Source organism: Aminobacter sp. UC22_36 (genome assembly GCF_044056035.1).
Classification (GTDB): Bacteria; Pseudomonadota; Alphaproteobacteria; order Rhizobiales; family Rhizobiaceae; genus Aminobacter.
Window position 1 is genome coordinate 1,640,696 of record NZ_CP171996.1, and the last position, 17,865, is coordinate 1,658,560.

General features: G+C 64.2%; 20 protein-coding genes. All 20 read right to left on the reverse strand.

Annotated elements, in window-relative coordinates; translation table 11 throughout:
• Positions 1–63: 63 nt before the first annotated feature.
• The 20 genes from ACHMW7_RS11205 to flgB all read right to left on the reverse strand — a co-directional run bounded on the left by ACHMW7_RS11205 (position 64) and on the right by flgB (position 17,852).
• Positions 64–654 carry a transglycosylase SLT domain-containing protein gene (locus ACHMW7_RS11205; protein ID WP_395450311.1) on the reverse strand — a complete coding sequence of 197 codons (591 nt, stop codon included), beginning with the start codon at positions 652–654 and terminating at the stop codon, positions 64–66.
• The gene (locus ACHMW7_RS11210) at positions 584–1,867 is read right to left on the reverse strand and encodes a flagellar hook-length control protein FliK (RefSeq protein WP_395450312.1); all 1,284 of its coding nucleotides are present in this window, start codon (positions 1,865–1,867) and stop codon (positions 584–586) included. Before ACHMW7_RS11210 ends, ACHMW7_RS11205 begins: the two co-directional genes overlap by 71 nt.
• Positions 1,864–3,228 carry a chemotaxis protein MotC gene (locus ACHMW7_RS11215; protein WP_395450313.1) on the reverse strand — a complete coding sequence of 455 codons (1,365 nt, stop codon included), beginning with the start codon at positions 3,226–3,228 and terminating at the stop codon, positions 1,864–1,866. The genes ACHMW7_RS11210 and ACHMW7_RS11215 overlap by 4 nt, the downstream gene beginning before the upstream one ends.
• Positions 3,225–4,577 (reverse strand): MotB family protein, encoded by a 1,353-nt coding sequence (locus tag ACHMW7_RS11220; RefSeq protein WP_395450314.1) that lies wholly within the window; start codon positions 4,575–4,577, stop codon positions 3,225–3,227. Before ACHMW7_RS11220 ends, ACHMW7_RS11215 begins: the two co-directional genes overlap by 4 nt.
• The gene (locus ACHMW7_RS11225; RefSeq protein WP_395450315.1) at positions 4,574–5,194 is read right to left on the reverse strand and encodes a hypothetical protein; all 621 of its coding nucleotides are present in this window, start codon (positions 5,192–5,194) and stop codon (positions 4,574–4,576) included. Before ACHMW7_RS11225 ends, ACHMW7_RS11220 begins: the two co-directional genes overlap by 4 nt.
• Complete coding sequence (gene fliF / locus ACHMW7_RS11230) at positions 5,194–6,843, reverse strand: flagellar basal-body MS-ring/collar protein FliF (protein WP_395450316.1); 1,650 nt, start codon at positions 6,841–6,843, stop codon at positions 5,194–5,196. The genes ACHMW7_RS11225 and fliF overlap by 1 nt, the downstream gene beginning before the upstream one ends.
• A 183-nt stretch (positions 6,844–7,026) precedes the next feature.
• Positions 7,027–7,899 (reverse strand): flagellin, encoded by an 873-nt coding sequence (locus ACHMW7_RS11235; protein WP_395450317.1) that lies wholly within the window; start codon positions 7,897–7,899, stop codon positions 7,027–7,029.
• A 364-nt stretch (positions 7,900–8,263) separates the two neighbouring features.
• The gene (locus ACHMW7_RS11240) at positions 8,264–9,049 is read right to left on the reverse strand and encodes a flagellin (RefSeq protein WP_395450318.1); all 786 of its coding nucleotides are present in this window, start codon (positions 9,047–9,049) and stop codon (positions 8,264–8,266) included.
• A gap of 385 nt (positions 9,050–9,434) precedes the next feature.
• The gene (locus ACHMW7_RS11245) at positions 9,435–10,220 is read right to left on the reverse strand and encodes a flagellin (RefSeq protein WP_395450319.1); all 786 of its coding nucleotides are present in this window, start codon (positions 10,218–10,220) and stop codon (positions 9,435–9,437) included.
• A gap of 375 nt (positions 10,221–10,595) precedes the next feature.
• Positions 10,596–11,378, reverse strand: coding sequence for a flagellin (locus tag ACHMW7_RS11250; RefSeq protein WP_395450320.1), 783 nt, complete (start codon positions 11,376–11,378; stop codon positions 10,596–10,598).
• 268 nt (positions 11,379–11,646) lie between these two features.
• Positions 11,647–12,378: a flagellar type III secretion system pore protein FliP gene (gene fliP / locus ACHMW7_RS11255; protein WP_395450321.1), complete on the reverse strand. Its 732-nt coding sequence runs from the start codon at positions 12,376–12,378 to the stop codon at positions 11,647–11,649.
• Positions 12,375–12,881 carry a flagellar basal body-associated FliL family protein gene (locus ACHMW7_RS11260; RefSeq protein WP_395450322.1) on the reverse strand — a complete coding sequence of 169 codons (507 nt, stop codon included), beginning with the start codon at positions 12,879–12,881 and terminating at the stop codon, positions 12,375–12,377. The genes fliP and ACHMW7_RS11260 overlap by 4 nt, the downstream gene beginning before the upstream one ends.
• A gap of 9 nt (positions 12,882–12,890) precedes the next feature.
• Positions 12,891–13,595 (reverse strand): flagellar basal body L-ring protein FlgH, encoded by a 705-nt coding sequence (gene flgH / locus ACHMW7_RS11265; protein WP_395450323.1) that lies wholly within the window; start codon positions 13,593–13,595, stop codon positions 12,891–12,893.
• A complete protein-coding gene (locus ACHMW7_RS11270; RefSeq protein WP_395450324.1) occupies positions 13,592–14,188 on the reverse strand; it encodes a MotE family protein in 597 nt (198 codons plus the stop codon). Before ACHMW7_RS11270 ends, flgH begins: the two co-directional genes overlap by 4 nt.
• 3 nt (positions 14,189–14,191) lie before the next feature.
• Entirely contained in the window at positions 14,192–15,460 is a 1,269-nt protein-coding gene (locus ACHMW7_RS11275) for a flagellar basal body P-ring protein FlgI (protein WP_395450325.1), read from the reverse strand.
• On the reverse strand, positions 15,457–15,930 hold the full coding sequence (gene flgA / locus ACHMW7_RS11280; RefSeq protein ID WP_395450326.1) for a flagellar basal body P-ring formation chaperone FlgA: 474 nt from the start codon (positions 15,928–15,930) through the stop codon (positions 15,457–15,459). The genes ACHMW7_RS11275 and flgA overlap by 4 nt, the downstream gene beginning before the upstream one ends.
• Positions 15,931–15,935: 5 nt before the next feature.
• The gene (gene flgG / locus ACHMW7_RS11285) at positions 15,936–16,724 is read right to left on the reverse strand and encodes a flagellar basal-body rod protein FlgG (RefSeq protein ID WP_395450327.1); all 789 of its coding nucleotides are present in this window, start codon (positions 16,722–16,724) and stop codon (positions 15,936–15,938) included.
• Between the two features lie 11 nt (positions 16,725–16,735).
• Complete coding sequence (locus tag ACHMW7_RS11290) at positions 16,736–17,050, reverse strand: flagellar hook-basal body complex protein FliE (RefSeq protein WP_395450328.1); 315 nt, start codon at positions 17,048–17,050, stop codon at positions 16,736–16,738.
• A complete protein-coding gene (gene flgC / locus ACHMW7_RS11295; protein WP_184769683.1) occupies positions 17,050–17,466 on the reverse strand; it encodes a flagellar basal body rod protein FlgC in 417 nt (138 codons plus the stop codon). The genes ACHMW7_RS11290 and flgC overlap by 1 nt, the downstream gene beginning before the upstream one ends.
• Positions 17,467–17,471: 5 nt before the next feature.
• A complete protein-coding gene (flgB, locus tag ACHMW7_RS11300) occupies positions 17,472–17,852 on the reverse strand; it encodes a flagellar basal body rod protein FlgB (RefSeq protein ID WP_395450329.1) in 381 nt (126 codons plus the stop codon).
• Between the last annotated feature and the right edge of the window lie 13 nt (positions 17,853–17,865).

Here is a 17,865-nt window from a genome sequence, read left to right on the forward strand (position 1 = left end):
TTCAAGCTTGCGATGAGGGGCGGGATAGCGGCCCGTATCCGATTCAATTCGGCGTAAAAACGCCTATGGGTTGCAGAAGGTCCGGGCGTTTTCGGTCCAGCGACCGAAGCCGGTGGCGACCATGTTGGCAATGACGCGACAGACGTAACGCTTCTGCGCGGGGTCGTTGTTGGGACCGGCATGATAGCGGGCAACGGCCATCGACCAGGACTCGTGACGGGAATGCAGGCTGACGAGGAAACGCGCGGCATAGTCGACATTAAGGCGGGGATCGAGCATGTCGCGCACGGAGCGGAACTCGGCGGCGTGGTAGCGGTGGTTGATCTGCATGCAGCCGAGATCGATCAGCGTCTTGCCTTCGCCACGGGCTGCCTCAAAGGCCGCGACTGCCTCGGCCTCACTCTTGGGAAAAACTGCTTTTCCTTCTATATTCAAAGCGTTGGGCTGCAAGCTGCCCTTCTTTCCGGTCTCTGTCAGGCCAACGGCATAGAGAATGCCGACCGGCACGCCGTAGCGATCGGCGGCGCGCAGGATCTCCGGCTCGCATGGGTTCGCAGCGGCGGCAGCCGCGGCGATGGTAGCACTAGATATAGCGGCTGCTGTCAGGGCGATCAGCGCGAGACGACGAGATGTTGCGTGCACTGCCTTCGTCATTTGCCGCTCTCCCACCTGGACGTCCATTGCCTGAATTGCCACCTTCGCTACCTGTCCCACCCGACTGGAAGGACGGTTGGTCACGGCCCCCCGAACCAGGGGCGGTGGCGCCGCCGTCGTTGCGTGGCTGCGCCGAATTCGCCTGCTGAGGCTGCAAGATGGTGACGCGGTCGACGTCGAAGCCGAGGCCGCGCAAGGCGGTGTTGATCGCCTCGCGGTCGGCTGAAAGCCTGACATAGGCCTCGGCGTTCTCAACTTCGATTTCAATCGAAAGTTGCTCTCCGGCCAGGCGCAGATTGGCGGTGACCATGCCCAGTTCGACGGGGCGCAACTGGATCTTGAGAACCTGCGTGCCCGGCGTGTTTGTGGTGCTGGCCTGGAGCTGCTGGACAGCAGTTGCGGCAGCGGTGTGGCGTGGCGCGGCCGAGGCGATATCGAGGGCGAGCGCACCTGCGGTGCTGTTGGCGCCGGAGCTTGCAGGGGCGGGGATCGCCTGCTCCGATATGATGGTGACGCTGTTGCCGGCGGAGGGCTGATCGCCCTGCCTGGCGAGCGTCGGGCGCACCGGCTTGTCGGCGCCAGCGTCGTTGGCGGCTGCCGTCTCCTTGGTGGCGGGCTGCGCCGCCGGCTGTGTCTGCGGCGTGGGCGCCATGCCGGGTGGCAAGGCGGTGCCGGCGGCAGCCGGACGGGGGGACTTGCCGCCCACCACGAGTGCCGAAAGTTCTGCTTCGTCGCCGGATATGTCGGGCTGTGCGTTCACATCGCTGGCTTCGACGTCGGGTGCGTCGACGGAAGCTGCATTCGCCGGCTGACCGCCCGCCTTGCGCAGCTCGCTCAAGGCCAGCAGCAGCGGCAATGGAGCCTCGTCTACCTGGTCGGGCTTGACTTCCTTGGCAGCCGCATCGGGCAGCAGTGGCTCGGATACGTCAAGCTGCTCGCCCTTCGAAGTCGGTTCGGTCTTGAGCGTGTCGCCCTCGGGTTCGGTGACGCGGGCATCACGTGCGGCAAGCCGCTCGGCGAGCTTGTGCAAGCCCTTCTTGCGAGGGGCGTCCGGGTCGGATGGCTGTCCCTTCGATTTCGGTTCGTCTTTCTGGGGCGAGGCCAATGCCTGACCAAAATCGGGCTGGTCGTCGTTGCCGACAAGGGCGCTGCGTTCGGTGGCCGATGGGTGGCGGGCGAGTGGGCTCACCAGCGCCGAAAGGGCGTCGGTCATTTGGGGGAGCCTCCTAGAAGTTCGTCAATGGATTCAAGCGTGCGGCGCGCTTCGATGATTTTTGGGTCTTCCGGTTCCGCCGGCGCAGGCTGTTGCTGGGTCAGCGGCACGACCCGCGGTGCAGCGGCGACCGTCGGCTGCTCAGCCGTCACCGCGGCGGGTTCCGCCGACTGGGCGGGAAGGGACGGGGCAGTGGCTGGAGCTTCGGCTGCGTCGGGAATCATCGGATCCGTCACGGGCGCAGTGATATCGAGCGGCGCAGGCGGCAGGTCCTCGATGTCGACAGGCTTCGGCTTGCTCGCGGGTGTTGCGGGCAGCGCCGATGTGAGCTCGGAGGCGACCGCCTCGACGGCGTCAAGCAAGGCGCGGTCGCCCTTGGACAGCTTGTCGCGATCGATGCCGCCAAGCTTGCCGAGCATGTCGGCGGCAGTGCCCGAGGTGACCGACGACAGGCCGGAATAGAGCTGAGCGCGCGGGTCGGCGCTGTCAGTGAGGCCGTCGCGGCCCTTTTCGGCCCTGGTGGAGGCGAAGGCGGAGAGTTCGGTCAGGCCGTCAATGGCGGCGCGGCGGGCAATGCGGAGATAGATGACCTTTTCCTGCTCGGCATCCATCATCGCGGTGATTTCGCCAAGCGTGTCGAGATTGATCGAGCTGTGCAGGGCAACGACACCGCCGACGAAGGCGTCGGCGAACTGGCTGGCATAGGGCGAGCGCAGGTAGCTGCGGACATACTGCGCCGAATTGCGCAGGAAACGGCCGCCGTCTTCAAGCCTGCTGGCAAGCGCCACGGAACGGCGCAAGGCCGCCTCCTCGACGAGCGTGCCGGGGCTGAGCAAGCGAGCCTGGTCCAGGAGCTTCATCGCCTGCTCGGGCTGTTCGGCGATGCTGACCGAACCCTTGACCAGTGCCAGGAAGGCACCCAGCTCGGAGATCTGCGTCAGCGGGTCGATCGAAGCGAGGGCCTCGACGGTGCCCTTGGGCTTGCCCCGGAGATAATCGATGATGCCTTGTGCCAGCTTGAGGTCGGCCTCCTCGAGGGTTAGCCGCGAAACGACCTGCTCGATGGTCAGCGGGTTGCCACCGCTCATCGCGTAGATCAGCAGGGCACGAAAATTCTTGGGTTCCTTGAACGCGGCGGGATCGGCGGTGCGCATGCGCTCGTCGGTCATTTCGAGCAGGCGGCGCTGCAGCGGCAGCGACGCCTGGTCGCCGGATGCGATGCGGTCCTGCAGCAGCTGGAGGCAACGCACGAGCTGATAGGGCTCGAGCGCCGGTGCTTCGCTGGCCGTGGCGCGTCCCGGCACGCCCGCGACCAGCAGGGCGATGAGGGCTGCGCCTGACAGGGTCGCTGCGAGCCTCATTCGGACCGCTCCAGCAGGATTTCGATGCGTCGGTTGGTGGCCGAGAATGGCTCCGCAGCGTCCTTCAGCTTGCGGTCGGCGAAACCCGCGACTTCGACGATACGCTTTTCGTCGAGGCCGGCGCGCGCCAGCATGTAGTAGGCCGAATGGGCACGTGCGGTGGACAGGCGCCAGTTGTCATAGCCGCCGCTGCGGAACGGACGAGCGTCGGTGTGGCCGTTGATCGAGACGTTGCCCTCATGAGCCGCGATGGTCTTGGCGATTTTTTCCATGGCCAGCACGAGTTGCTTGCGTGGCACAGCCGAGCCGATCTCGAACATGCCGAAGTCGAATTGCTCGGTGACGGAGATGACGACGCCCTTGTCGGTGGCAACGACCGAGAGACCGTCGGGCAGGGCGCCGCCCGACTTGATCGCCTCGGCGAGCTCGCGCCGGATGGCATCGGCATCGTTGATGGTTTCGCGCGTCGGCGCCTCATCCTTGGGTTTTGGCTTTTCGACCATCGCCTCGGCTTCGGTGGCTTCGCTCTTGGGCGCGTCGCCCGGCTTGGCGGCGGTTTCGCGTGCCACCGGGGTCGGAACGGGCTGTGTCGGAGGTGTCTGCTCGGCGAGCTCTGCCTGGGTTTCCGGGGCCTGGGCTTCCGGGGCCTGCGGTTCCTGCGCCTTCACCGGGTCGGATTTTTTGGAGCGCTCGGTCTTGTCGCCGGGCTTTGCCGGTTCGCCTTCGATCGCGGCGCGCTCGGCTGAGGCTTCGGCAGCCGGGGTGGCGACCTGCTCGGTCCAGAAATCAGGTGCGAATGGATCGCGATAAGCTTCACCGCCGGAAGCGCCGTTGGCCGGGCCGGCGTTCTGCGCACCACCTTCGCCGCGCTCCGAGACATTGGCCTTGGTGCCGGTGTCCTGGGCGATTTCGGCGAGCACGGCATAGGGGTCGGCAAACAGGTGTTCGTCGGAGCGGTTGACGGCTTCGCTGGCTTCGGCCGAGTTCTTCTCGGTCGACGGGCCGGCATTGCCGCGGCCGTCGGAGCCGGCCTTGGCGCTGGCTTCCTGCGGATTCTCGGCGGTCAGGCCAACCGAATTGGGGCCGTCGCCGAGCTCTTCGAGGCCCTTGCGGGAGGCGTTGCGGTCGACCAGCTTGACGGGGTTGAAATAACTCGCGACAGCCGCCTTGGTCTGCTCGTTGGCGGCGCTGATCAGCCACATGACGAGGAAGAAGCACATCATCGCCGTCATGAAGTCGGCGAAAGCGATCTTCCAGGCACCGCCATGGTGGCCCTCGTCGTGATCGGAATGGGCACGCCTGACAATGACGATCTCGTGGCGTGGCTCGGGGCCGTCAGGGCCGTTCATGGCAAGGTCTCGGAAAGTGCCGAAGACCATTCGCCGAGGCGGGTCTCGAACAGGTTGTCGTCGATCGAGACGCTGAGATCAAAGCCGACGGCTTCGACGAAGTCGACGTTGTCGATGCGTTTGCCGATGGCGGCTGCCAGCGCGTCGAACAGGAACTGCGGGCCACTGACCTTGATGCGCACCGCTTCGCGATCGGCGCAGGCAGCGAGGATGGCCGTGGACAGCGCGTCGATGGAACGCTTGCGGATGTCATCGCTGACCAGCGTTGCGACGACGCGGGCGGCGGCATCGGTGGTGAGGTGGACGACACGCGTTTCCATCTCGGCGATACGGGTTGCGATCGCCGCGCCGGCATCGGCGCCGAAGCGGGCACCAAGTTCGGCGATCTCCTTGGCATGACGCTGGCGCTCGGCCTCGAGTGCGGCTTCATGCTCTTCGGTCAGGCGAGCGGCCAAATCAGCCTCCGCCTGGGCGACGGCTTCAGCGACGATGGCTGGGATATCCGGATCGGGAACGGCCTTGGGATAGGTTGCGGCGGCCGGCGTTTCGGGCTCGATGCCGTGCGGGGCGAGTGGCGCGAAATCGGTCAGACGTTCGAAAAGCGCTGCGATCGACATCAGGCGGCGACCTCCTGGCCGGCCCATTTGCGCAGGATCAGCGCGGTGCGCTCTTCATTGATGTCGACCATGCGCGCCAGGCGGTCCTGCGGGGCGGGACGCAGCTTGTTGCGCAGATCGTCCATGGCGTGCGGTCGCTGGTCGGAAAGGGCGGCAGGCTCCTCTTCAAAGGAGGCCATTCCCTCCGCGTTCGGCAAGGCGCGCTGCATCTCTTCGAAGCTCGGGCCGGCGAAAGCGGGCAAGGAAGGCGTGGCAGACGAGCCCGACAGCGCCGCCGCCATCGGCCTCAGGCCGAAGAAGGCGACCAGGAAGACGACGACGATGAAGGCGGCGGCGTTGATCAGCGTCCCGGCATGCTGGCCAACCGAGGCAAGCAAGCCGGGGCTTTCGATGACTTCGCCATCGAGGCCGTCGATGAACTCGACCGCCGAGACATTGATCAGGTCGCCGCGCTTTTCGTCGAAGCCGGTGGCCGAGGTCACCATCTTCTGGATGTCGGCGACGCGGGCTGCAATGGCTTCGGGTGTTGCGTCCTTGCCGAGGATAGTGGCGAGGCGCTGCTGGTTGACGACGACGGCGATCGACATCTTGGTCACCGAATAGCCATTCGAGACAGTGGCGATGCGCTTGGAATTCATCTCGTAGTTGGTGATCTCCTCCTTGCGGTCGCTTTCCGAGGTCGACTGCGGGCCGTCGGTGGCGGTGGCTTCGGCATCGGGCAGGTTCTGCTCGACGGTGGCCGGCGTGGACGACTGCTTCTGGTTGGAATTCTCGTTGGCACGCACGACCTGGACGGAACGTTCGACGCGCGATTCCGGATCGAAGATCGTCTCTTCGGTCTGGCGCGAGTCAGTGTTGACGTCGGCCTTGACGCTGGCGCGGAAATTGTCGGGCCCGAGATAGGCGGCGAGCGCGCGACGGATGTTGTCCTCGATCTGGGTTTCGACTGTGCGCTCGACGCCGATGGAGCGGGCGGCACTCGAATTGTTGGGATCGTCGCCGGCGGCCAGCAGGTTGCCGCTCGAATCAAGCACCGTCACGCGTTCGGCATCGAGGCCAGGCACGGCGGCGGCGACGAGATGGCGGATCGACATCGCGCTCTTGTCGGCGTCCATGCCGGCGGCACGGATGACCACCGAAGCAGAAGGCTTCTGTTCGTCGCGGCGGAAATTGGCACGCTCGGACATGACGATGTGAACGCGGGCGGCCTTGATGCCTGATATCGACTGGATGGTACGGGCGATCTCGCCTTCCAGGGCGCGGACGCGGGTGACCTGCTGCATGAAGGAGGTGAGGCCGAGCGAACCGACATTGTCGAAAAGCTCGTAGCCGGCATTGGCGCTGGTCGGCAGGCCCTTTTCGGCGAGCAGCATGCGCGCTTGGGCAGTGCTGCCAGCGGGGACCAGCACAGTGGTGCCGTCGGAGGCGACGTCGAAGCCGATGCCGGCTTCGCCCAGCACCATGCCGATCTGGTTCACGTCGGAGCGTTCGAGCCCGACATAAAGCGTCTCGTAGGCCGGCCGGTTGAGATAGACGGAGGCCACGCCGACGATGGCGATCACCAGCGCTGCGATACCGCCCAACATGGCGAGACGGCGTGGGCCGAAACTCCTGAGATTGGCGACGATGCTCTGTAGCTGTTCGGGCACGTGCGTAGGTTCCCCGCAATACTTTCCGGGCAGACCCTAGACCGCGAAGCTTGTGCGAAAATGTTATGGGCCGCGCAAGATGCGCGGCCCATGGCATTTCGTCGGGATTAGTGGCTGCGGACGTGTCGCTTGGCCCCAGGCATCGTGCTTGCGAAAATCGAAATCGATTTTCGCGCCGAGGCGTCAGCTCTTGAACAACGCCAGGATCGATTGCGAGTTCGAATTGGCGATCGACAGTGCCTGGATGCCGAGCTGCTGCTGGACCTGGAGGGCCTGCAGACGCGTCGATTCCTTGTTCATGTCGGCATCGACGAGCTGGCCGACGCCACGGTCGATGGAGTCCATGAGCTTCGAGACGAAATCCTTCTGCAGGTCGATATGCGACTTGGCAGCGCCGAGTTCGGAAGCAGCCAGCGTGAAGCCGGTCAGCGCAGCTTCGATGTCGGTCAGGAAGCCATCGATATCTGCGTCGGTACCATTGGTCTCGACATTGATCGCCATGATATCGGCGGTGATCGGCTTGGCCGTGCCGTTGGCGGCGAACAACGTGACGTTTGCCAGGTCGATGGAGATCTTGCCCAAGGTCACGGTGCCGTTGGCGGCGCGATTGTAGGAGGAAACGATCTCGACGGGGCCGGCGTCGTCAGTGGCCAGCATGTTGGAACCGGCATAGCTGGCGCCAATGGCTGCGCTCCTGAGGTGAACCTGCAAAGTGGCAATTTCACCCTGGATCTGCTTGCGGGTGTCGAGACCCTGCCCGCGTGCGGTGATCAGCTTCTGCTTGATGTCGTCGACGACGCCGATGACGTCCTTGAGTGCCGTATAGGCAGTGTCGACCTTGCCGGCGCCAAGGCCGAGCGCATCCTGCACCGAAGAGTTAGCGCCATTGTCCGAACGCATCGTCGTGGCGATCGACCAGTATGCGGCGTTGTCGGAGGCTTCAGCGACGCGGTAGCCGGTCGAGATGCGCCCCTGCGCTACCTGAAGGGACTTGTTGGTAGCGCTCAGGCTCTGCAGCGCAGTCAAAGCCGCAGCGTTGGTCATGATGCTGGACATCGGATAGGTCCCCACTGTAATTCGCGCGACCCTGGATCGCGCTTTGCTGCGTTCGCCGCTGGTTAACCACTGCTAAACAAGTATGGTTAATGGCAGATTAATATTGCCCGGACAGGTGAACGGGCACGAACACAGCAACATGATCAGTGGCCAAGCTTGCGCGAGGCTCACCAGCTGTCGGCGGCAGGGCCGTTTGATACCAGAATAATGCCAGATCATTCAGCGGATTAGGCTGTTCGACCCGTCTAGGTAGAATGTCACGGCGATGCCGTCTTGCGCTTGCATTAGACAAAACGAAACTGGGCCGTACCTTGCGGTGCGGCCCAGCCTGCAATCCTGATGCCTGAGACGGCTCGGATCGATGCTAGTTGCGGAACAGCGTCAGGAGCGACTGCGAGCTCGAGTTGGCGATCGAGAGCGCCTGGATGCCGAGCTGCTGCTGGGTCTGCAGGGCGGCGAGACGAGCCGACTCCTTGTTCATGTCGGCGTCGACCAGCTGGCCGATACCGCGGTCGATCGAGTCAACCAGCTTGGAGGTGAACGACTTCTGCGAGTCGACGCGCGTCTTGGCCGCACCGATCGTGGCGGCGGTGGTCTTCATCGCGGTGAGCGCGGTGTTGACTGTGATGGTGTCGGTTGCAGCGGTCAGGGCAGCTTCGAGGTCGTAGGCGGCAACCGTCATCGTCGTCGGGGCAGCACCCGGCTGGTAGCCGGTCACGATGTTGGCCGCTGAACCGCCGGTGCTCTTGAGCATGTTGACGCCCTGGAAATCGGCGTTCTGGGCGATCGACACGACCTGGGCCTTGAGCTGGGTGATTTCAGCGTCGATGGCGGCGGTGTCGGTGCCGGGCGTTGCGCGGGCAACGTACTTCTTGACGATTTCTTCGGTCTTTTTGATGGCCTCTTCCAGCGCCGAAGAAGCGGTGTCGAGGATGGCGGCGCCGAGGCCGAGAGCATCCTGAACGGCGCCGAGGGCGCCCGACTGGGTGCGCATGCCGGTGGCGATCGACCAGTAAGCGGCGTTGTCGGAAGCGGTCGAGACGCGCTCGCCGGTGGCGATGCGGTTCTGGGTGACGGCCAGGTTCTTGTTGGTGCTCGACAGGGTCTGCAGAGCGGTCATTGCAGACGCGTTGGTGAGAAGGCTGGTCATAGCCCTGTTCCTTGTATTCGAATTTTTTGAGGAACATGCCGGCGACGGGCCGACTCAGGCGAAGCGGCATCATGCCTATGGCCAACTGTTTCGGGCCAACTCGCGCTGTACCGCGATCTAACCGGGAACACCCTGCCAAACGGCTAAGTTTTATGGTTAATGAAATATAAATACGTAAATTTTTACGAATTTTACTTGATGCGCTTTAGGAATTTCTGATGTTGAGGCCGGGTGTTTTGCATGTGTCGAGTTGAGTGGCGAGTGCGTGAAGTATTTTCGAAGCGAAACCGGGTCGTACCTTGCGGTACGACCCGGTTTGCAACCCGATGCCTGAGACGGCTCGGATCTGTTCGGGGCGCGGTGAACCGCGCCCCGTCCAACAGGGTTAGCCGCGGAACAGCGACAGCAGCGACTGCGAGCTCGAATTGGCGATCGAAAGCGCCTGGATGCCGAGCTGCTGCTGGGTCTGCAGGGCGGCGAGACGAGCCGACTCCTTGTTCATGTCGGCGTCGACCAGCTGGCCGATACCGCGGTCGATCGAGTCGACCAGCTTGGACGTGAACGACTTCTGCGAGTCGACACGGGTCTTGGCCGCGCCGATGGTGGCGGCTGCCGACTGCATCGCCTTGAGCGCGGTGTCCACCGCAACTGTCGTGGTAGCGCCAGTCAGAGCAGCTTCGAGATCGTAGGCGGCAACCGACATCGTCGTCGGGGCAGCACCCGGCTGGTAGCCGGTCACGATGTTGGCCGCTGAACCGCCGGTGCTCTTGAGCATGTTGACGCCCTGGAAATCGGCGTTTTGGGCGATCGACACGACCTGGGCCTTGAGCTGGGTGATTTCAGCGTCGATGGCGGCGGTGTCGGTGCCGGGCGTTGCACGGGCAACATACTTGTTGACGATTTCCTTGGTCTTGTTGATGGCCTCTTCCAGCGCCGAAGAAGCGGTGTCGAGGATGGCGGCGCCGAGGCCGAGAGCATCCTGAACGGCGCCGAGGGCGCCCGACTGGGTGCGCATGCTGGTGGCGATCGACCAGTAAGCGGCGTTGTCGGAAGCGGTCGAGACGCGTTCGCCGGTGGCGATACGGTTCTGGGTGACGCCGAGGTTCTTGTTGGTGCTCGACAGGGTCTGCAGAGCGGTCATTGCGGACGCGTTGGTGAGAAGGCTGGTCATAAGCCCTGTTCCTTGTATTCGAATTTTTTGAGGAACATGCCGGTGAACATTCCGGCTCAGGCGAAGCGGCATCATGCCTATGGCCAACTGTTTCGGGCCAACTCGCGCTGTACCGCGATCTAACCGGGAACACCCTGCCAAACGGCTAAGTAATGTGGTTAAGCAACGGTAAACTGTTGATTTTTATCTAACTTTCACTTGGCGACGCGGGCTCCAAGGCTAACTGCCATGCCGCTGCCTGGTCGAGACAAGAGCGGCAATCACCTTCAAAACGAAACCGGGCCGTACCTTGCGGTACGACCCGGTTTGCAACCCGATGCCTGAGACGGCTCGGATCTGTTCGGGGCGCGGTGAACCGCGCCCCGTCCAACAGGGTTAGCCGCGGAACAGCGACAGCAGCGACTGCGAGCTCGAATTGGCGATCGAAAGCGCCTGGATGCCGAGCTGCTGCTGGGTCTGCAGGGCGGCGAGACGAGCCGACTCCTTGTTCATGTCGGCGTCGACCAGCTGGCCGATACCGCGGTCGATCGAGTCGACCAGCTTGGAGGTGAACGACTTCTGCGAGTCGACGCGGGTCTTGGCCGCACCGATCGTGGCGGCTGCCGACTGCATCGCCTTGAGCGCGGTGTCTACCGCCGTTGCGTCGGCTGCAGCGCCGAGGGCAGCCTGGAGGTCGTAGGCGGCAACCGACATCGTCGTCGGGGCAGCACCTGGCTGGTAGCCGGTCACGATGGCAGCGGCCGTACCGCCGGTCTTGAGCATGTTGACGCCCTGGAAATCGGCGTTCGTGGCGATCGACACGACCTGGGCCTTGAGCTGGGTGATTTCAGCGTCGATGGCGGCGGTGTCGGTGCCGGGCGTTGCACGGGCAACATACTTGTTGACGATTTCCTTGGTCTTGTTGATGGCCTCTTCCAGCGCCGAAGAAGCGGTGTCGAGGATGGCGGCGCCGAGGCCGAGAGCATCCTGAACGGCGCCGAGGGCGCCCGACTGGGTGCGCATGCTGGTGGCGATCGACCAGTAAGCGGCGTTGTCGGAAGCGGTCGAGACGCGTTCGCCGGTGGCGATACGGTTCTGGGTGACGCCGAGGTTCTTGTTGGTGCTCGACAGGGTCTGCAGAGCGGTCATTGCGGACGCGTTGGTGAGAAGGCTGGTCATAAGCCCTGTTCCTTGTATTCGAATTTTTTGAGGAACATGCCGGCGAACATTCCGGCTCAGGCGAAGCGGCATCATGCCTATGGCCAACTGTTTCGGGCCAACTCGCGCTGTACCGCGATCTAACCGGGAACACCCTGCCAAACGGCTAAGCAATGTGGTTAATCAACTGTAAATAGCTGATTTTTCTTTGTTTTGTTGAAAAATGCGAAAAGCTCCCGGTGGTCAACCGAGAGCTTCTTTGGACGTCAGCCGTGCTCCAGAAGGCCCGCTAGGTGAATGATCGCACGAGCGAGCCGACAAGCAGGTTCCAGCCGTCGATGAGGACGAAGAACAATATCTTGAAGGGCAGCGACACGACTGTCGGCGGCAGCATCATCATGCCCATGGCCATGGTGATGGTGGCAACGATCAGGTCGATGACGAGGAAGGGCAGCACGATCAGGAAGCCGATCTCGAAGCCGCGGCGGATTTCGGAGATCATGAAGGCGGGAACCAGGATGCGCAGGTCGACCTTGTCTTCCGACACCGTCTGGCCGCGTTCGCGGGCGAGGTCGGCGAACAGGTTGAAATCCTTGTCGCGGACGTTGCGCATCATGAAGGTGCGGAACGGGTCGGAAATACGGTCGACGGCTTGCGCCTGGGTGATCTGGTTGTCCATCAGCGGCTTGACGCCGTTTTGCCAGGCCTGATCGAAGGTCGGTGACATGACGTAGAATGTCATGAACAAGGACAGCGAGATGAGGATCAGGTTGGCCGGCGTCGACTGCAGGCCGATACCGGTACGCAGGATCGAAAAGGCGATGACGAAGCGGGTGAAGCTCGTCACCATGATCAGCAGGCCAGGCGCCACCGAAAGCACGGTGAGCAGCCCGAACATCTGGATGATGTAGCCGATGGTAGCGCCGTCGGTGTTGCCGAGCGCGCTCAGGTCGAGCTGCTGCGCGCTCGCAGGCACGATAACGCCAGCGAGGATGGCTGCGGTGGCCAGGAACTTTTTCATTCGAAAAGCAACGTTCTGATCAGCACTTCCTTGACGTGGCCGTCGCTGCGGATCGCGGCGCGTTCGTCAAGGTCGGTCTTGAGATGACGGAAAGCGCTGGCGCCCTGGACCTGATGGATCCGGAGCGTGCGCACGAAGGCGAGCAGGTCCTGGTGGACACGCTCGGCGAGATCTGCGGATTGCGGCGCGTCGAGCACCAGCGAGACCTCGAGGCGGATCCACATGGTGTCGGGCGCCGCGAGATTGGCGGTGATGGCGGGAAGCTGGACCAGCGTACCGGCGGCTTCGGTCGCCGGACCATGTTCGGCGGCCGTCTCCTTGGCAGCATGCGGCTTGGGAGCTACGACAGCCGCCTGTTCGACCGGGGTGCTTTCACCCTTGAGGTAACTGCCCGACAGCCAGCCCATGCCGACGGCCGCCGAGGTCATCAGCAGCAGGATACCGAGCTGAACAACCAGCGAGGGGCCGGGCTTCTGGGGGAGGAATTGATCGATGTCTGACATGTCCCGGACCTAGAAGGGGAGGACCTGGTCGAGGAACTGCTGGCCGTAGGGCGGCTGCTGGACCTCGGTGATGCGGCCGCGGCCGCCATAAGAGATGCGGGCTTCGGCTATACGCTCGTAAGGAATGGTGTTTTCCGGACCGATGTCGGACGGCCGTACGATGCCGGCGATGGTCAGCACGCGCAACTCGGCATTGACGCGCACTTCCTGCGAGCCCCTGATCATCATGTTGCCGTTGGGCAGCACGTCGGTGACGACGGCGGCGAGCAGCAAATTGAGCTTTTCGGAACGCGTGGTGGCGCCGTCGCCGGAATAGATCGACTTGGAGCCGGCACTGCCGTCGCCCTTGCCGCCGGTCTTTGCACCATCCCATTCCACGTTGAGGCCGGCGGCGATGGTCCGGTTGGTGACACGATTGCGCTCGGACTCGTTCTGGAAGCGGGCCCTGTCATCGATCTCGATCTTGACCGTCAGGATGTCGCCCGGCTGCAGCGCGCGCGGGTCGGTGAACATGCGGCTCTGCTTGTCCTGCCACAGCGAAAAACGCTTGGGCGGGGCAGCAGGCGATTCAGGATAGCGGTACATCGACGAGCTGCCGTCCTCGATGCCGGAACCGACGGCCGACATCGTCGGCTCCTTGCCGATCTCCTTGAGGTTGGCGCCGCAACCGGCAAGGCTGGCAAGCGTGGCGGCAAAGAGGGCTTTTCTGATCATGTGGGGTCTTCCCGGCGTGCAGCGCTCGCGATGATGCGGGTCAGTTCCGCCGCCGCCTTGCTTTCCATTTCGTTCAGGATGACGCTGGACTTGCGCGCGTCGAGCTTCATCAGGATGGCGGCGGCAAGGTCGACATTCATCACCGCCAGACGCTCGGCGGCGGCATCGGGCTTCATGCGTGAATAGATCTGGACCACACCTTCTTCGGCGCGGGCCAGAAAGACCTCGCGGCGCTTCAGCCATGTCTCGTATTCGGTCTTGCGCTCCTCGAGCAGCGCGATGCGCTTGTCGACCTCGGCCTGCAGCTTCTTCAGCTCCTCGGCCTGCAACTGATAGCGACGGTCGCGGGCGGCATCTGCGATGTTGGAGCAGAAGCGCTCGACCTCGCTCTGCTCGACCGGAGGCGCAACTGGCGCGACCTCGGCGGGGGCAGCTGGAACCTCACGCTCGATGACCCGGGTCGGGGTGCCCTGAACCAGCGGTGTCTTCGGCGCGGCCTGCTCGGCATAAGCCGTACCGGCCAGCACCACGGCAAGCGCTGCCGTGGCAAGCGCCCGGAGGCGGAAGTGGGAACGCGCGGTGGTCATGGCCATGGCTTACTGGACCACCAGATCGGCTTGCAGTGCGCCTGCCGACTTGATGCCCTGGAGGATTGCGATGATGCCGTCCGGCTTGACGCCGAGGCGATTGAGCCCGGCGACCAGCGTCTGCAGGTCGGGGCCGTCGAGCATGGCGAGTTTGGAGTCCGCGCGCTCTGTCTCGATGACCGTGTAGTCCTCGACCGCGGTCTCGCCGCGCGAGAACGGTTCGGGCTGGACGACGCGCGGCTGCTCGGTGATGCGCACCGTCAGCGTGCCGTGACTGATGGCGACGCGCGAGATCTTGACCTCGTTGCCGATGACGATGGTGCCGGTGCGCTCGTCGACGACGACCCGTGCCGGGGTGTCCGACAAGATCATCAGGTTTTCGAGCTCGGCGTAGAAACGTGCCGTCGAAACGCCCTCGGGCTTGCGGATGACGACGACGCGCGAATCCTGCTCGCCAGCGACACGCTTGCCGAACCGATGGCGGGCATAGTCATTGATGGCGTCGGCGATGCGCACCGAGGTCGAGAAGTCGGGATTGAAGAGCTGCAGCGTCAGCACGTTCTCATCGGCAAAGCGCGCCTTGACCTCGCGCTCGACGATCGCGCCATTGGGCACGCGGCCAGAGGTGGGCACGCCTTGCGTGACCTGCTCGGCCTTGCCTTGCGCGCTGAAGCCGGAGACCAGCACCGACCCTTGGGCAACGGCGTAGATCTCGCCGTCGGGCGCCTTGAGCGGGGTCATCACCAGCGTGCCGCCGGCAAGCGACGAGGCATCGCCGAGCGACGAGACGTTGATGTCGATGCGGGCGCCGGCCTGGACGAAGGCCGGCAGGTTGGCGGTGACGATGACGGCGGCGACGTTGCGGACACGCGCCCGGCCGTCTTCGGACGCGATGCCGAGGTTTTCCAGCATGGCGCGAATCGACTGCTCGGTGAAAGGCGCGTTGCGCAGGCTGTCGCCCGAGCCGTTCAGGCCGATGACGAGGCCATAGCCGACAACCTGGTTGTCGCGCGCTTCCTGAAGCGAGGCGACATCCTTGATGCGGACATTGACCAGATTGGTGCCGGTGCCCGAATTGAGGGTCGTCTGGCGGCCGCCGTCGCCTGAGGTCGCAATGAAGTTGCCGTCGCCGCCACCGAGTTCAGCCACGGCGTTGCCGCCGGCAATGGCGTTGCCGCCGGCCTTCAACTGGCCGGCCGGAACGCCGTCAGGGCCGTCGGCGTAAGCGGTTTGCAGGCCGAATACGGCGATTGCGGCGAGCAACAGTCTGCGGATCATATGGCACCCACGCGGATCGAGCCGTCGGCCATCACCGTGCCGGTGAAGACCTTGCCGCTGTCGAGGTTGCGGACCTTGACGACGTCGCCGGCAGCGCCCGGTTCAAGCGTCACGGCCGCAGCCGAGATCATCAGCGGGCCGGCGGCGAAGACGACCTGGACGGAGGCGCCACGGTCGACCAGCCAGGCCTCGCGCAGCGCGGTGATTGGAACATAGCGGCCGGGCAGCAGCGTGCGCTTGGCGATGCGGCCGTCGAGCTCGTCGGCCAGAGTGGCGACGGCATCGGGCCGCACCTTGCCCGGCTTGAGGGTGATTTCCTTGAGCGAGGACAAGGCGATCGTCTCGCCGGGATAGATGACGCGGTTGGGAACGAGCACGACCTCCTGGTCGGCAGCCTGCGCTGCGCCACCAAGCATGGCGAACGCGAGGATCGCCGTGCGGATATGGAGGAGGGCGTTCCGTCGCCGCATGATCTTCACCTGATGTTCTTGGAGACGACGGCAGCCATTTCGTCGGCCGCCTGAATGACCTTGGAATTCATCTCGTAGGCGCGCTGCGCCGAGATCAGCTCGGTGATTTCCTTGACCGGATCGACGTTGGAGCTTTCGAGGTAGCCTTGGCGGACCGTGGCGTAACCGGGATCGCCGGGGATGCCGACATTGGCAGCACCGGAGGCTTCGGTTTCGGCGAAGAGATTGTCGCCGAGCGGCGCGAGGCCTGCCTCGTTGGCGAAGTTGGCGAGCGTCAGCTGACCGAGCGGCTGGAGCGCTGTCTGGTTGTCGAGCCGGGCGAAGACCTGGCCGGAATTGTTGATGATGACCTCGACGGCATCCTGCGGCACGGTGATCGCCGGGATGACGTTGAAGCCATCGACGGTGACCAGCTGGCCGGTGGCGTTCTTGTTGAAGGAGCCGGCGCGGGTATAGAGCGTCTGGCCGTCGGCGCCCTCGATCTGGAACCAGCCCTTGCCGGTCAGCGAGAGGTCGTATTCGTTGCCGGTGTTGGTGGGCACGCCCTGGATGTGGACGTTGCGCACGGCAGCCGTCTTGACGCCGAGACCGATGCTGACGCCTTCGGGCACGATCGCCGCGTTGGCCCGGTTGGGTACGCCCTGGGTGCGGTCGACCTGATAGAGCAGGTCGGAGAATTCGGCGCGGGCGCGCTTGTAGCCGGTGGTGTTGATGTTCGCGATGTTGTTCGCGATCACCTCGAGATTGGTCTGTTGGGCATTCATGCCCGTGGCGGCGATGGCAAGTGCTTTCATCGGGATGTTCCTCAGATGCCCATGCGGCTGACTTCGAGATAGGCCGTGACGATCTTGTCGCGGATGGCGACGGCGGCCTGCAGCGCCTGCTCGGCGCTCATCACCGCGTCGACGACTTCACGCGTGTCGGCCTTGCCCTGCAGGCCGGCAAGCGACAGCTGCTCGGCCTGGCGCAAGGTGGCCTGGGTCTGAGCGGCAGCGTCGGCAAGGGCAGCGGCGAATGACGAGGCGACCCCGCCGCCGGCAGCGGCCGCGCCTGCTTCCGGCACAATGCTCGTCGGCTTGGACAGTAGCTGCGTGCCGAGTGGGCTGATGCTGCCGATCATTACTGGTTCCTCATAAGATCAATGGTCATGGAAATAAGCTCGCGCGCCTGCTTGATGACCTGCAGGTTGGCTTCATAGGAACGGTTCGCCTCGGTCATGTCGGCCATTTCGATGATGACATTGACGTTGGGCATCTTGACGAAGCCAGCGGCGTCCGCAGCCTCGTTGCCGGGCTGGAATTCCAGCGGAAACGCGGTCTGGTCGTGGCCGATCGAGGCGATCTCGACTGTCGAGGCGCCGGTGGCGCGGTCGAGTTCGGCGGCAAAGCTGACGGTCTTGCGGCGATAGGGGTCGGCACCGGGCGTGTTGCCGGTCGACTGGGCGTTGGCGAGGTTTTCCGAAACGATGCGAAGGCGTTCGGACTGGGCTCCGAGACCGGAGCCGGCGACCTTGAGGGCGGCGACGAGCGGATCCATCCCGGTCAGGCCTTCGAGCCAAGCATGATCATGCGGTGGAAGGCCTTGACGATGGCCGTGTTGAGCTCGAACGAGCGCCGAACCTCGCCGGCTTTCATGAGCTCGTCTTCGACGGCCACCGTGTTGTCGGAGGGCAGGACCGCGTGCTTGGGTTCCTCGGCCTTGACGGCGTAGCCGGCTTCGGTGGCACCTCCAGAGAGGTGCCCCGCCTGGGTCGAGGTCATGGCGACCCGCGACCGGTCGAGCACCTTGTCGAACGGTTCGATGTCGTTGGTCCGGTAGCCGGGCGTGTTGGCGTTGGCGACGTTACCGGCGATGGCGCTTTGGCGCACTGAGAGCCAGCGTGCCTGCTGGGCGGCCAGATCGAACAGGTTGACGGGGTCCATGGAAATCTCCGAG